Origin of the sequence: Caballeronia hypogeia, from assembly GCF_001544875.2 — a bacterium.
In the GTDB taxonomy this organism is placed as follows: Bacteria; Pseudomonadota; Gammaproteobacteria; order Burkholderiales; family Burkholderiaceae; genus Caballeronia; species Caballeronia hypogeia.
Genome location: NZ_FCOA02000025.1, coordinates 1 through 14,890 on the forward strand (window position 1 = coordinate 1; position 14,890 = coordinate 14,890).

Sequence of the window (14,890 nt, forward strand, 5' to 3'; positions counted from 1 at the left end):
CCGATGATAGTGCGGATTCCCGTGTGAAAGTAGGTAATCGTCAGGCTCCTCATGCCGCAAACAAAAACCCCACCCCACAAAGGTGGGGTTTTTGCGTTTCGACGCGAAATCTTCGCGTTCATCGTCCAGAGCAACAGCGGCGAGTCGCCCGCCGCTGTCTGTGGCATCAACGCGCAAGGAATCGTTCTGCCAGTCTCACCCAATACGACGATCCCACCGAAAGCAGGTCATCGTTGAAATCGTAGCTGGCGTTATGCAGCATGCATGGCCCGGCACCGTGGCCGTGCTCCCGATGTCCGCCATCGCCGTTACCCAGAAACGCGTAGCATCCCGGCTTCTCCAGGAGCATGAACGAGAAATCCTCGGCTCCCATCGTCGGTTCGACAGATGCGTCGACCTTGTCTTTACCCACGATTTCCGCCATCACTTCTGCCGCGAATTTCGCCTCCTCGGACGCGTTGATTGTCGGCGGATAATTTCTGTGGAAGTGCAGTTCCACCTCGCAATCGTAGGCGGCAGCCGTCGCTTCGACGATCTTGCGCATGCGCGTTTCGATCAGATCGAGCGTTTCCACCGTGAATGTCCGCACGGTTCCACCGAGCCACGCTTGATCGGGCACCACGTTCACCGCGTCGCCTGCATGAATCTGAGTGATTGAAAGCACCGCAGTATCAATCGGTTTCTTGTTGCGCGTGATGATGCTCTGAATTCCATTAGCAATCTGAACCGCCGTGAACACGGGGTCGCGCCCGTTATGCGGCAATGCGGCGTGCGAGCCTGTTCCGCGAATCGTCACGCGAAACTCGTTGCTCGACGCCATGATCGGCCCCTCCGTCACGCCAAAATGACCGGCTGGCATACCAGGCCAATTATGGATTCCAAATACGGCATCCACCGGAAATCGCGAAAACAGCCCGTCCTCAATCATGGCCTTCGCCCCCGCGCCGCCTTCCTCAGCCGGTTGGAAGATGAAAACCACGGTTCCGTCGAACTTGCCGTGCTCGGCAAGATGCTTGGCGGCGCCCAGGAGCATGGCCGTGTGACCGTCATGGCCGCACGCGTGCATGCGACCGTCTTTGGTCGAGCGGTGCCCGAAGGTGTTCAGTTCCTGGATCGGCAGCGCGTCCATATCCGCGCGTAGTCCGATCGACGTCCTTCCGGAGCCCCGCTTCAGCACCCCCACGACTCCCGTTTTGCCCAATCCGCGATGCACTTCTATTCCCCATTGCTCAAGGCTGTCGGCGACCAGTTTCGCCGTGCCGATCTCCTCGTAGCGCAATTCGGGATGGGCATGAATCGTTCGTCGAAGTGCTTTGATTTCGTCGTGTGATGCTTCGATTTCTGGGATCAGATTCATTTGAACCGCTCTCACGTTTGAATTCGGATTGCGCGCATTGATCTGCGCGCTTAACGGGTCCATTCTACGCCGCCACTATTTGCTTCATCGGACGGTCGGTCGCATTGCGGTCGTAATAGAATTCCTTCATTTGCCGCTTTTAATCTCGCTTTACCGGACTTCCAGATGAACGCTCCAGCCGAGTTCGCCCGAGCCGTATGCCCGCACGATTGCCCCGACACCTGCGCCTTACGCGTCACAGTAAAAGACGGCAAGGCGGTCAAAGTCAGCGGCGATCCCGATCATCCGCCGACGCAGGGCGTGCTGTGTACGAAAGTCAGCCGATACGCCGAGCGCACGCATCACAAGGATCGCCTTCTTACACCGCTGCGGCGAGTCGGCCGAAAGGGCGAGGGACGATTCGAGCCGATCGGCTGGGACGAAGCGTTGAGCATCGCGGCCGAGCGCCTGACAGCAATCGCCCAGCGCGCGCCTGAGGCAATCGTTCCATACAGCTACGCCGGAACAATGGGCCTCGTGCAAGGCGAAAGCATTGCTGCGCGATTCTTCAACGTGCTCGGCGCGTCGCGTCTGGAACGCACCATTTGCGCTGCGGCCGGCGCGGCAGGCCTTCGCTATACCTATGGCGCCAGTCTCGGCATGCACGCCGAGTTCTACGAGGAAAGCGAGCTGATTCTGATCTGGGGCGCGAACCCGATCGCATCGAGCCTCCACTTCTGGACACGCGCTCAGGAAGCCAAGCGGCGCGGAGCGAAGCTGATTGCCATCGATCCCTACAGGTCGCTCACAGCGGAGAAGTGTCATCAGCATATCGCGCTGCGGCCGGGTACCGATGCCGCGCTCGCGCTCGGCATGATCGACGTGCTCATCCGCGAGAATCTCATCGACCGCGAATACGTGGCCGCGCATACGCTCGGTTTCGATGAACTCGCCGCGCGCGCGGCACAATACCCGCCGTCGCGCGTGGCGCAGATCTGCGGCATCGAAGAGCACGTGGTCGTCGAACTGGCGCGTGCGTTCGGCGCAACCAAAAAAGCGGCGATTCGCCTCAACTACGGCATGCAACGGGTGCGCGGAGGCGGTAACGCGGTGCGCGCGATTGCCTGCCTGCCGTCGCTGACGGGAGCGTGGCGGGAACGCGCGGGCGGCCTTCTGTTGTCGTCGTCCGGCTGGACGCCGGTTGACAACAGCGCGCTCGAACGTCCGGACCTGTTGCCCGAGTGGCCTTCGAAGCTACCGCGCGCGATCAACATGAACGCGATCGGCGACGCGTTGCTGCACCCGGGCGACGCAGCCTTCGGGCCGAAGGTCGAAGCGCTGATCGTCTACAACTCGAACCCGGTCGCGGTCGCGCCCGACTCCGCAAAAGTGGCGGCTGGTTTCGCACGCGAGGATCTGTTCACGATCGTGCTGGAACATTTCCAGACGGACACGGCCGATTATGCCGATCTGATTTTTCCCGCGACCACGCAGCTTGAACATCTCGACGTGCACAAGTCGTACGGACATACGCACGTGATGGCGAACCTGCCCGCTATCCCGCCCGTCGGCGAGTCGCGTCCGAACACGGAAATCTTTCGCGGTCTCGCGCGCGCCATGGGACTGGCGAAGCCGGCGCTTTATGAGACTGACGAGCAAATCGCGGCGAGAGCATTCCGCTGGGACGATCGTGTCCTGGAAGGCCAGAACTGGGACGCGTTGAAGTCCAGCGGCTGGCTGAAGCTACAGATCGCCGAGGCGCCGTTGGCCGAGGGCGCGTTCCGCACGCCGTCGGGCAAGTGCGAGTTCTATAGCGAACGGCTGAAACGTGAAGGGCTCGATCCGCTGCCCGATTATCTGCCGCCCTACGAGTCCGCGGACGGTTCGCCTGAACTCGCCGCGCGTTATCCGCTCGCAATGATCTCGCCACCTGCCCGCAATTTTCTGAACAGCAGCTTCGTGAACATCGAAAGCCTGCGTGCGGCGGAGCGCGAGCCTTATCTGGATATCCACCCCGTCGACGCCCACGCGCGCGGCCTGACGGACGGCGCGCAAGTGCGCATCTTCAACGATCGGGGTTCGATGCAGGCGCGCGCCCGCGTGACCGAGCGCGCGCGCGAAGGCGTTGTCGTCGGTTTGTCAATTTGGTGGAAAAAGTTGTCCCCCGATGGCTGTAATGCCAATCAAGTTACGAGCCAGGCATTGACCGATCTGGGGGGATCGGCGACGTTCTACGATTGCCTGGTTGAAGTGGAGCAGATGCATTGAAGTGCTTTGAAATAGCGGACCCGCGCGGGTCTGGTGTATGGCGTCTAACCCGGTTGCCGGAGACCTGCCGAAAGGCTAGCATCTCGTTTCCGCACGACCATTCTAAAATTATATAAAGGAGACGCCGTATGGAGAAACCTTGGCTGAAGTCTTACCCGGCCGGCGTGCCTGCGGAAATCGATACCTCGGCATATCGCTCGGTTTCCGAGCTGCTTGAGGACAGCTTCCGCGAAAATCGCGAGCGTCGCGCGTTTCTGTGCATGGGACAGGCGATCACGTATGGCGAGCTCGACGCGATGTCGGTGAAGCTCGCCGCGTATTTCCAGCAGAAGGGTCTGAAGCCCGGCGCGCGTGTCGCGTTGATGATGCCCAACGTCCTGCAATATCCGATCGCGATCGCGGCGGTGCTGCGCGCGGGCTACGTCGTCGTGAACGTCAATCCGCTCTATACACCGCGTGAGCTCGAGCATCAGCTCAAGGACAGCGGGGCGGAAGCCATCGTCATTCTGGAGAACTTCGCCTGCACGCTCGAGGCCGTGGTGAAAAACACCGCGATCAGACATGTGGTCGTCGCCGCCATGGGCGATCTCATGGGCCTGAAGGGATTGCTGGTCAATTTCGTCGTGCGCCGCGTGAAGAAGATGGTGCCCGAATGGAGTCTGCCGGGCAGTATCCGCTTCAACGACGCCCTTGCCGAAGGCGGCCGCGGCAAGCTCGCGCCCGTCACCCAGAAGCCCGATGACGTCGCTTTTCTGCAGTACACGGGCGGCACGACCGGAGTCGCGAAGGGCGCGACGCTCACGCATCGCAATGTGATCGCGAACACGCTGCAGTCGGAAGTCTGGCTGAACCCGGCCCGCAAGCGCCGCCCCGATATCGACCAGTTCGTGTCTGTCGTGGCGCTGCCGCTGTATCACATCTTCGCGCTCACCGTGTGCGGCATGCTGACGATCCGGACCGGCGGTCTCGGCGTGCTGATCCCGAATCCGCGCGACATCGCGGGCACGATCAAGGAGCTGCAGGGCATTCCCATCAACACGTTTCCCGCCGTCAACACGCTCTATAACGCGCTGCTTAATCACCCCGACTTCGACAAGCTCGATTTCTCCAAGCTCATCGCGGCGAACGGCGGCGGTATGGCGGTGCAGGAAGCCGTCGCAAAACGCTGGTTCGCGGCAACCGGCGTGCCGATCGTGGAAGGCTACGGCCTGTCCGAGACTTCGCCCTGCGTGACCTGCAATCCGGTGACGGCCACGGAGTACACCGGCACCATCGGGCTGCCGCTGCCGTCGACCGAAATTTCCATCCGCGACGACGACAACAACGAGGTCCCGCTCGGCCAGGCCGGCGAGATCTGCATTCGCGGACCGCAGGTGATGGCGGGCTACTGGAATCGCCCCGAAGAAACCGCGAAGGTGATGACCGCCGACGGCTTCTTCCGTTCGGGCGATGTCGGGGTGCTGGACGAGCGTGGTTTCGTGAAGATCGTCGATCGAAAGAAGGACATGATTCTGGTGTCGGGCTTCAACGTGTATCCGAACGAGATCGAGGATGTCGTGGCGATGCTGCCCGGCGTGTTCGAAGTCGCGGCGGTCGGCGTGAAGGATCAGAACTCGGGCGAAGCGGTGAAGCTCTTCATCGTGCGGCGAGACCAGAGTCTGACCGAAGCCGACGTGATGGCTTTCTGCAAGGAGCGGCTTACCGGCTACAAGCGTCCGCGCATGATTGAGTTCCGCAATGACCTGCCGAAAAGCAACGTCGGCAAGATTCTGCGACGCGAATTACGCGACGGCGCAGCGTAGCCTTCGCTCTTTTTCAGACAAAACGCCTTCGTGCCGAGAGACACGAAGGCGTTTTTGTTGGCCGCTCACCACAAGTTGAACCGTCTCGCGCCGCGGGCATGAAAAAAAGGCGCCCGAAGGCGCCTTTCAGTTGGTACCGCTTCGTTACGACCTTATTAGAACTTGTGACGGATGCCGACCACAGCAGCAACCTGGTTCGACGTCGACGACGGCGACAGGCCGTTGATGTTCGCGACTGCCGGACGGTTCGTCGAGTCCGTGCCGCTTGCATGCTGGTACACGCCGTCGATATACACGTCCGTGCGCTTCGACAGGAAGTAGTCCGCGCCGAGCATTGCCTGATGGTACTTGGCGTCGGTCAGGCCGTAACCCTTCGTGTAGTCATATGCCACGCCCAGCAACAGAGCCGGCGTCAGCTGATACTTGAAGTTGATTTCGGCGTTGTGGAACTTGCCCGAGCCGCTCGTGAAGCCCGCCGGATTCAGGCCAGCGCCTGCTTCGTTGTTGACGTCCTTGAACATCGTGTTGCTGTACGTCGCGCCGATGGTCGCTGCGCCAAACGTGTACGCACCGCCAGCCGAGATCACTTGCAGCGTCTTGGCCGAAGCGAAGCCTGAGGTCACGCGGCTCGTGAAGTTCGAAGCCGAAGGCGTCGTGGTCGCGGTGCGCGAGGTCGCGTTGTTGCCGTAGAACGAGTAGTTCGGGTCCTTGACGTTCAAGTAGCCCGCGCCCAACTGCAGGGGACCTTGTGCGTAGCCCAAGCCCACCGACCAGATCTGGTTGCGGTTGAACTGGCCAGCCTGGCCGCCGAGGCTGTACAGGCCGCCGAACGTGAAGCCTGCGTAGTTCGCGCTCGTGTACTTGACCGCGTTGTTCACGCGATTCGTGTTGTTCATGTTGTCCAGGTCGCCCGGGTGCGCGCCGAAGTACGACGCCCACTGGCTACCGACTTCGAATGCGCCCGTGTAGTCAACCACGGAGTCGTACTGGCGACCCAGGGTAACCGTGCCGTATTGCGCCGTCGACAGACCGACATATGCTTGACGGCCGAACATGTCGCCGCCCTGGCCCAGTTGGCCGTTGAACACGTTGAAGCCGTTTTCCAACACGAAGATGGCCTTCAGACCGCCACCGAGGTCTTCCGTGCCGCGCAGGCCCCAACGGCTGCCTTGCAGGTTGCCGCTGTTCATCGAGTACAGCTTTTGGCCGTTGCTGTTGTTGTTGTATGCGAAGCCTGCGTCGACGATGCCATACAGCGTCACGCTGCTCTGCGCATGTGCGGCACCTGCGAAAGCGCCCAATGCGGCGAGAGCGAGAAGCGACTTTTTCATTGAATAGATCTCCAGGGAGTGTTTGCGACTGTTTGGCAAGGCCACTGTTCTAGCGCCAGTGTGTTGACGGTCCCTGCCGGGCTTCTTAACGAAGTTGCCACGTAATGTAACAAAGAGAGTTTGGAGCACAAAGAAAAAGGGGGCGGCCCGCCGGACTCATGTGACGTTTACGCAACAGGCGCTAAGATCTTGGTTTGGCAGGATTTTCGCGACCCGTGTTTGCCCTAATTACGAAAAACGGCGTCATCGAACGGTCGATCTGCTGCGGTGCGCTGGAAACGAACGTCCAGCTTTGGCGGCGACGAAGCCGTTGGCGCGGCATGGCATCGGCGCCAATCGATGTGCGCTAAAATCCGCGTTTTCCGCCGCTTGCCGCCGCGTGACCGGCGAGCTGAACAGGTGCATCGGAGCACGTCGATTGCTGCACGCGTACCAATCGCGTACCAATCGTTCGGGCGACGGACACACGAAGAGAGGTGAGAACATGACGCTCGATGAAGTCATCAGCGAGTTCGATCGCGGTCTGCGTTCCATGACCGGCGTGAGCCGCATGTCGCGCCCCATTCCGGAATCGACGGCATCGGCGTTCAGCGCCGAAAGCGATGCCCTTGCGGACGAGTCGCAACTCACGGAGAAAGAGCGCGCGCACTCCGCCGGACTGATGCGAGTGAACCACGTCGGCGAGGTTTGTGCGCAGGCGCTTTATCAGGCTCAAAAACTGGCCACCGATTCGCCCGAACTCAAGGCGAGCTTCGAGCAGGCCGCGCGCGAAGAGGAAGATCATCTCGCGTGGACTTCCCGGCGTCTGCAGGATCTCGAATCGCGCCCGAGCCTGCTGAATCCGCTCTGGTATGCGGGTGCGCTCGCGATCGGTTTCGTGGCGGGGCGCTTCGGCGATCGCGCGAGTCTCGGCTTCATGGCCGAAACCGAGCGCCAGGTCGAGCAGCATCTCGATGGTCACATGAAGACCTTGCCCGCGAACGATCACGCGTCGCGCGCGATCGTCGAACAGATGCGGCTCGACGAGAGCGCGCATGCCGCGGCGGCCATCGGCGCGGGCGCGGGCGAAGTGCCGTTCCCGGTGCGTGCGCTGATGCGCGCGGCGTCGAAGGTCATGACGCGCACCGCTTACTATATATAGTGATTCGTCACGTCCTGGCCGATCAATCCAGGTTGGCCGGGAATCCCTGCAGTCTTATCCCACCACAGGCATGAATCGGCCAAAAACACCGTTACATTTCCCTCGTTTCGGCAGCTGATTTCACGTACTACCTTCACATCACGCACTAGCTCTCTAATTCATAACGGTTTTCTCTTTTCCCATCACTTCAAGCTCCTTCGCTAAGTCCTTGTTCTAGCGAATAAAAACCACTCGAAAAGAAGACGCGCGTCTTGACCGAGGAAATGCGTTCCTCTAAAGTGGGAGACAGTGTGAGAAAGTGGTCTTTTGTGTGATTCAGAGCCCATTTTCGAGCAAAAGTGGAGGGGGACGGGCGCGACGGTGGGCAACCGCCGCTGTGCATGGGGCCACGGCAAGCGCTGAAGCGCTGGCATTGGCCGCAACGGGGAGAAGCGAGTGTTCCAAGGGGCGTCGGCGCTGACGCTCGATGCGAAGGGGCGGATGTCGATTCCGTCGCGCTATCGGGAGGCGCTGCAAGGGCAGGCAGAAAGCCGGGTGACGCTCACGAAGAGCCCGGATGGATGCCTGTTGCTTTTTCCCCGCCCCGAGTGGGAAGTCTTTCGCGCGAAGGTCGCCGCGCTTCCTATGGAAGCCATGTGGTGGCGGCGCATTTTTCTCGGTAATGCAATGGATGTCGAACTCGACGGCAACGGGCGCGTGCTGGTCTCGCCCGAGCTGCGCGCTGCCGCGTCGCTGGAAAAGGACGTGACGCTTCTGGGCATGGGCGCGCACTTCGAGTTGTGGGATGCGCAGACCTACGCGGCGAAGGAAGCTGCGGCGATGGCGCAAGGCATGCCCGAAGCGCTGAAGAACTTTACTTTCTGACGCGGCGCTCAAGGACATGGCGAATTCGTCAGGAAAAGAACTGCAGCATCTCACGGTGCTGCTGAACGAAGCAGTCGATGGACTGATCACGCGCGCGGACGGCATCTATATAGATGGCACGTTCGGACGCGGCGGTCATAGCCGGGCGATTTTGCAAAGGCTGGGGGAAGCGGGGCGGCTCGTCGCCTTCGACAAGGATCCTCTCGCGATCGCCACGGCGCAACAGATTCAGGATTCGCGCTTTTCGATCGTGCACGACAGCTTCGCGGCGTTGCGCGACTCGATGAGCGAGCGAGGGGTGGAGCGGGTGTCGGGCGTGTTGCTCGACCTTGGCGTGTCGTCGCCGCAGGTGGACGACCCGGAGCGCGGCTTCAGCTTCCGCGCGCAAGGTCCGCTCGATATGCGGATGGACCCGACTCGCGGCGAGTCGGCGGCTGAGTGGCTCGCGCGGGCCACGGTGCAGGAAATTACGGAGGTCATCAGAGATTATGGGGAAGAACGGTTTGCTTTTCAGATTGCAAAGGCGCTTGTTGCTCGCCGGGCAGAGTCCGACCGTCTTGGGCCTCTCGACAGCACGGGCGAGCTTGCCGAAATCGTGGGTCACGTCGTCAAAACCCGTGAAAAGGGCAAGGACCCGGCAACTCGCACCTTTCAGGCTATACGGATTCACATCAATCAAGAGCTTGCGGAGCTGCAAGTAGTTCTTGAATCGGCATTGGCATTGTTGGAGCAAGGGGGGCGGCTGGTCGTGATCAGCTTTCATTCGCTCGAAGACCGGATCGTCAAGCGGTTCATGCAGGCGCAATCCAGCGCGCCGGCGGTGGACCGGCGCTTGCCGATCCGCGCGGTAGATCTACCCAGCCCGCCGCTGCGCGTGGTGGGCCGCGTGTTTCCGAGCGAAGCCGAAGTGACCGGCAACCCGCGCGCACGGTCCGCGGTCATGCGTATCGCGGAGCGGATCGCGCCATGAACCGCCTCAATATTTTCCTGCTGATTATCGTGCTGGGGTGCGCGCTGTCGGTCGTCAGCGCCACCAATCAGCAACGGGAAATCTTCATCGACCTGCAGCGGGCGCAGTCGCAGGAGCGGCAGCTTCAGCAGGATTACGCGCAGTTGCAGTACCAGCAGAGCGCGCTGTCGAAGACATCGCGCATCGAGCAGTTGGCCACCAACTCACTGAAGATGCAGCCCGTGACGACCGGCCGCACGCAATATCTGACCTACGATACGGCCGCGAACAAGGCCGCCGACGCACCCGTGCCGCCGCCGCTGCCGGCGTCGGCGCCGCCTGCACGCGGAGCGAAGCGATGAAAAAATCCGCGAAGCAGAAAGACATTCCGCACACGCCTAATCCGCTGCTCGCCGTGCGCCTGCCGATGTGGCGCTCGAAGTTCGTCGTGTTCCTGCTCTTCATGGCGTTCGTCGCGCTCGCCGCGCGAGCGTTCTGGATTCAGGGTCCGGGCAACGCCTTCTTCAAGAAGCAGGGCGAGAGCCGCTATCAGCGCACGCTCGAAATGCCGGCCACGCGGGGCCAGATCCGCGACCGCAACGGCCTCGTGCTCGCCACGAGTCTGCCGGTGAAGGCTATCTGGGCGATTCCCGAAGCCGTGCCGAACGATCTCGGCGCGGAGAAGTTCGCGCAATTGTCGAAGCTGCTCGACATGCCGGAAAAGGAGTTGCGCGCGAAGCTCTCGATGGACAAGACCTTCGTCTACGTGAAGCGTCAGGTGCCGCTGGAAACCGCGCAGAAGGTCGCCGCGCTCGATATCCCCGGCATTTATTCGCGTGGCGAATACAAGCGCTTTTACCCGGAAGGCGAAATCACCGCGCACCTGATCGGCTTTACTAATATTGAAGACAAGGGGCAGGAGGGCGTCGAACTCGGCGACCAGAGCATCCTCGCCGGCACGCCCGGCATGCGCCGCGTGATCAAGGACCGCATGGGCCATATCGTCGAGGACGTCGACGAGCAGGTCGTGCCGCACAACGGTACGGACGTCGAACTCTCGATCGACAGCAAGATTCAGTACATCGCGTACACGAACCTGAAGGCGGCCGTCGAAAAGACCAAGGCGAAGGCCGGCGCGGCCATGGTGATCGACGTGAAGACCGGCGAGGTGCTCGCGCTCGTCAACTATCCCACCTACAACCCGAACGACCGCTCGCGCATGACCGGCGAGCAATTGCGCAACCGCATTCTCACGGACACGTTCGAGCCGGGCTCGATCATGAAGCCGTTCACCGTTTCGCTCGCGCTCGATCTGCATCGCGTGACCCCGAACACGCTCGTCGAAACCGGCGGCGGCGTGTTCGTGCTCGACGGCGCGCGCATCACGGACGATTCCGGCTTCGGCACGCTCACCGTCGGCGGCGTGATTCAGAAGTCGAGCAATATCGGCGCGACCAAGATTGCGATGCAATTGCGTCCCGAGGAAATGTGGAACATGTACACGAGCATTGGTCTGGGACAGGCGCCGAAAGTCGGCTTCCCGGGCGCGGTGACGGGACGTCTGCGGCCGTGGAAGAGCTGGCGGCGCATCGAGCAGGCGACCATGTCGTACGGCTACGGCCTGTCCGTGTCGCTGTTCCAGCTGGGCCGCGCGTACACGGCGATCGCGAACGACGGCAAGATCCTGCCCGTGTCGATTTTCCGCACCTCGGGCGATCAGCCGCCGGTCAGCCAGCAAGTGTTTTCCCCGACGACCGCGCGTGAAGTGCGCGCGATGCTCGAGACCGTCGTGGCGAAGGGCGGCACGTCGCCGGATGCGGCGGTGCCGGGCTATCGCGTCGGCGGCAAGTCGGGTACGGCGTACAAGCACGGCGGCCACGGCTACGACCATTCGAAGTACCGCGCGTCGTTCGTCGGCATGGCGCCGATGCCGAATCCGCGCATCGTCGTGGCCGTATCGGTGGATGAACCCACGGTCGGCAGTCACTTCGGCGGCCAGGTGTCGGGTCCGGTGTTCTCGGGCATCGTCGGCGATACCTTGCGCGCGCTGAACGTGCCGCCCGACATGCCGGTCAAGCAGATGGTCGTGACGGACGATTCGAACTCCGCCACGCAACCGGCAGCGCAGCCGGCGAACACGAACAACGCGAACTCCGCGAAGAAAGTCGCGGTGTCGAGCAACACGAAGACACACCCGGGAGTCGTGCGATGAGCGCGCAAGCCCGCCCAAGCAAGATGCAGAAGGACGTATCACATGCCGTTCAATGGCTGCGCGCGCATGCGCAGCCCGAGGCGCAATTGCACGCAGACACGCGCTCGCTGAATAGCGGCGACGTGTTTCTCGCCTATGCGGTCGAGGGCGCCGACAACCGTCCGTACCTCGACGCCGCACTCGCTGCCGGCGCGGCCGCCGCGCTCTATCAGCCAGAGAACTTCGCGGGCAAGCCGGACGCGTCGAAGACGCTCGCCGTGAAGGCGCTGAACGAACTCGCGGGCCCGATCGCCGCCGCGTGGTACGGCGAGCCCACGGCTTCGATGCTCACGGTCGGCGTGACCGGCACGAACGGCAAGACCTCGTGCAGCCAGTGGATCGCCACCGCGCTGACCGCGCTCGGCCGCCCGTGCGCGATCGTCGGCACGCTCGGCATCGGCATGCCGGGCAAGCTCGTGCATAGCGGCTTCACCACGCCCGACGCGCCTCAGCTCCAACGCAACCTCGCGCAACTCAAGCGCCAAGGCGCGGAAGGCATCGCGATGGAAGTGTCGTCGCATGCGCTGCATCAGGGGCGCGTGAATGGCGTCGATTTCGATATCGCCATCTTCACGAATCTCACGCAGGATCATCTCGATTACCACGGCACTTTCGACGCCTACGAAGCCGCGAAGGCGCGCTTGTTCGCGTGGCCGTCGCTCAAGACGGCGATCGTCAATCGCGACGACGCGGCGGGTCAGCGGCTGATACAGTCGCTGCGCGGCAAAGTGCGCACGATCGCCTACGGTGTCGAAATGCCGGCCGAGGCCGCGCCGGGCGCCGACGCGATGCTGCTCGCCACCCAAGTGCGCGCGACGGCAACGGGCACCGCGTTTCATCTCTCCTCCGACTGGGGCGAGGCGGACGTGGAGGTCGGCACGCTCGGCAGGTTCAACGTGAGCAATCTGCTGTCCGTGCTCGGCGTGCTGCTCGAAGTCGGCGTGCCGTTCGACGCGGCCATCGCGCGTATCGAAAAACTCGAATCGGTCAATGGCCGAATGGAGCGTCTCGGTGGACGCGTGCAGAGCGACGAGCCGCTTGTCGTGATCGATTACGCGCACACGCCCGACGCGCTCGACAAGACGCTCGCCGCGTTGCGCCCGATCGCGCAGGCGCGTGGCGGCGAACTCGTCTGCATGTTCGGCTGCGGCGGCGATCGCGACGCGACCAAGCGCCCGCTGATGGGCGAGATCGCGGAACGACTCGCGGATCAGGTCGTCATCACGAGCGACAACCCGCGCAGCGAAGACCCGCAGGCCATCATCGACCAGATTGCCGTGGGCATGAAGGACGCCGCGAAGGCGCGTCGCATCGAAGACCGCGCGAGCGCGATCCTGCAGGCCATCCGCAGCGCCGCGCGCGAAGACGTCGTCGTGCTCGCCGGCAAAGGACACGAAGCCACGCAGGAAATCATGGGCAAGAAACGCGCGTTCTCCGATCAGGATCATGCGCGGCTCGCGCTTGCCGCACGCGCCACGCAACAACGCGGAGGTGGCGAATGACGATGTTCACCTTGCGCGAAGCCGCCGCGATGATTCACGGCGCGACCATTCAGGGCGACGAAAACGTCGCGATCGATCGCATCGTCACGGACAGCCGTGGCGTGCAGGCCGGTGACCTGTTCGTCGCGGTGAAGGGCGATCGCTTCGATGCGCATGATTTCCTCGATCAGGTGGCGAAGAGCGGCGCGGCCGCAGCGCTGGTTTCGCGTGAACCCAGCAACGCGAGTGCCTGGCCGCTTCCTGTCATCAAGGTAAAGGACACGCGCGCCGCGCTCGGTGCGCTGGCACACGGCTGGCGTCTGCACTTCGCGATGCCGCTGGTCGCGGTCACCGGCAGCAACGGCAAGACGACGGTCAAGGAGATGATCGCGTCGATCTTCGCGGCCGCGGTCGGTGAAGACTCGCGCCTCGCGACGGCGGGCAACTTCAACAACGACATCGGCCTGCCGCTCACGCTGTTTCGCCTCGAACGCAAGCACAAGCTCGCGGTCGTCGAACTCGGCATGAATCATCCGGGCGAAACCGAAGTGCTCGGCAAGATCGCGATGCCCGATGTCGCCGTGGTCAACAACGCGCAGCGCGAGCATCAGGAATTCATGGCGACGGTGGAAGCCGTCGCGCTCGAACATGCAACGGTGATCCACGCGCTCGGCAGCTACGGCACCGCCGTGTTTCCGGCCGACGATCAATACTCGGTCTTCTGGCGCACCGCCGCCGAAGGCAACGCGATCATGGATTTCGCGCTGACCGACGACACGACGAAAGCCGCCGTCACCGGTACGCTCGACGGCGCGACGGTGCACATGCGCACGCCGCAAGGACCGATCGACGTGAAGCTTGCCGTGCTCGGCGAGCACAACGTGCGCAACGCGCTGGCGGCGACCGCCGCGGCGCTTGCCGCCGGCGTTTCGCCTCAGGCGGTCAGGCAAGGCCTCGAAGCATTCCAGCCGGTGAAAGGCCGGCTGCAAGTAAAGCGCGCGGTGCTCGGCGCGCTGAACGGCGCGACCGTCATCGACGACACCTACAACTCGAATCCGGACTCGATGCGCGCCGCCATCGACGTGCTCGCGTCGCAGGCGTCGCCGCGCGTGCTCGTCATGGGCGACATGGGCGAAGTCGGCGAGGAAGGTCCGGCGTTTCATCGCGAAGTCGGCGCATATGCAGCGGAGCGCGGCATCGACGCGCTGTTCGCTATGGGCAACGCAAGTCGCGATTCGGTGAACGCCTTCAACGCGGCGCACTCGAAGCAATCCGCGAAGCATTTCGGTGACGTTGCCGAACTGATCGCAGCGCTCGAAAACGCCGGTTTCGGCGCACAAGCCACGTATCTCGCGAAAGGCTCGCGCTTCATGAAGATGGAACGCGTGGTCGACGCATTGACGAATCCCCAGCAACCCGCGTCGGGCAATGCGCCCGGCGCACACTGACACCGAAAGAGAAGGACCA

At 62.6% G+C, this 14,890-nt stretch carries 11 protein-coding genes; 9 read left to right on the forward strand and 2 right to left on the reverse strand.

The genetic code is table 11. The annotated features are described in order from the left end of the window. Nucleotides 1–166: 166 nt before the first annotated feature. Nucleotides 167–1,357, reverse strand: coding sequence for a M20 aminoacylase family protein (locus tag AWB79_RS27940; protein WP_061170703.1), 1,191 nt, complete (start codon nucleotides 1,355–1,357; stop codon nucleotides 167–169). 165 nt (nucleotides 1,358–1,522) lie between these two features. Here AWB79_RS27940 and AWB79_RS27945 point away from each other — a divergent pair, with 165 nt between their 5' ends. Together AWB79_RS27945 and AWB79_RS27950 are read left to right on the forward strand one after the other, a co-directional pair. After that, complete coding sequence (locus AWB79_RS27945; protein ID WP_061170704.1) at nucleotides 1,523–3,604, forward strand: molybdopterin-containing oxidoreductase family protein; 2,082 nt, start codon at nucleotides 1,523–1,525, stop codon at nucleotides 3,602–3,604. A 128-nt stretch (nucleotides 3,605–3,732) separates the two neighbouring features. After that, nucleotides 3,733–5,406, forward strand: a complete 1,674-nt coding sequence (locus AWB79_RS27950; protein ID WP_061170705.1) for a long-chain fatty acid--CoA ligase — start codon at nucleotides 3,733–3,735, stop codon at nucleotides 5,404–5,406. A gap of 155 nt (nucleotides 5,407–5,561) precedes the next feature. Here the strand turns inward: AWB79_RS27950 and AWB79_RS27955 are convergent, their stop codons facing one another. Further along, on the reverse strand, nucleotides 5,562–6,737 hold the full coding sequence (locus AWB79_RS27955; protein WP_061170706.1) for a porin: 1,176 nt from the start codon (nucleotides 6,735–6,737) through the stop codon (nucleotides 5,562–5,564). Nucleotides 6,738–7,221: 484 nt separating this feature from the next. Between AWB79_RS27955 and coq7 the strand changes: the two genes are divergently transcribed. The 7 genes from coq7 (at nucleotide 7,222) to AWB79_RS27990 (ending at nucleotide 14,871) form a co-directional block, all read left to right on the forward strand. Beyond that, nucleotides 7,222–7,878, forward strand: a complete 657-nt coding sequence (gene coq7 / locus AWB79_RS27960; protein ID WP_061170707.1) for a 2-polyprenyl-3-methyl-6-methoxy-1,4-benzoquinone monooxygenase — start codon at nucleotides 7,222–7,224, stop codon at nucleotides 7,876–7,878. A gap of 435 nt (nucleotides 7,879–8,313) precedes the next feature. Then, on the forward strand, nucleotides 8,314–8,742 hold the full coding sequence (gene mraZ / locus AWB79_RS27965) for a division/cell wall cluster transcriptional repressor MraZ (protein WP_061170708.1): 429 nt from the start codon (nucleotides 8,314–8,316) through the stop codon (nucleotides 8,740–8,742). Between the two features lie 16 nt (nucleotides 8,743–8,758). Next, nucleotides 8,759–9,712 carry a 16S rRNA (cytosine(1402)-N(4))-methyltransferase RsmH gene (rsmH, locus tag AWB79_RS27970; protein WP_061170709.1) on the forward strand — a complete coding sequence of 318 codons (954 nt, stop codon included), beginning with the start codon at nucleotides 8,759–8,761 and terminating at the stop codon, nucleotides 9,710–9,712. After that, on the forward strand, nucleotides 9,709–10,053 hold the full coding sequence (ftsL, locus tag AWB79_RS27975) for a cell division protein FtsL (RefSeq protein WP_061170710.1): 345 nt from the start codon (nucleotides 9,709–9,711) through the stop codon (nucleotides 10,051–10,053). The genes rsmH and ftsL overlap by 4 nt, the downstream gene beginning before the upstream one ends. Beyond that, nucleotides 10,050–11,903: a peptidoglycan D,D-transpeptidase FtsI family protein gene (locus AWB79_RS27980; RefSeq protein WP_061170711.1), complete on the forward strand. Its 1,854-nt coding sequence runs from the start codon at nucleotides 10,050–10,052 to the stop codon at nucleotides 11,901–11,903. Before ftsL ends, AWB79_RS27980 begins: the two co-directional genes overlap by 4 nt. After that, on the forward strand, nucleotides 11,900–13,444 hold the full coding sequence (locus AWB79_RS27985; RefSeq protein WP_061170712.1) for a UDP-N-acetylmuramoyl-L-alanyl-D-glutamate--2,6-diaminopimelate ligase: 1,545 nt from the start codon (nucleotides 11,900–11,902) through the stop codon (nucleotides 13,442–13,444). Before AWB79_RS27980 ends, AWB79_RS27985 begins: the two co-directional genes overlap by 4 nt. Next, the gene (locus AWB79_RS27990) at nucleotides 13,441–14,871 is read left to right on the forward strand and encodes a UDP-N-acetylmuramoyl-tripeptide--D-alanyl-D-alanine ligase (protein ID WP_061170713.1); all 1,431 of its coding nucleotides are present in this window, start codon (nucleotides 13,441–13,443) and stop codon (nucleotides 14,869–14,871) included. The genes AWB79_RS27985 and AWB79_RS27990 overlap by 4 nt, the downstream gene beginning before the upstream one ends. Nucleotides 14,872–14,890 lie beyond the last annotated feature (19 nt).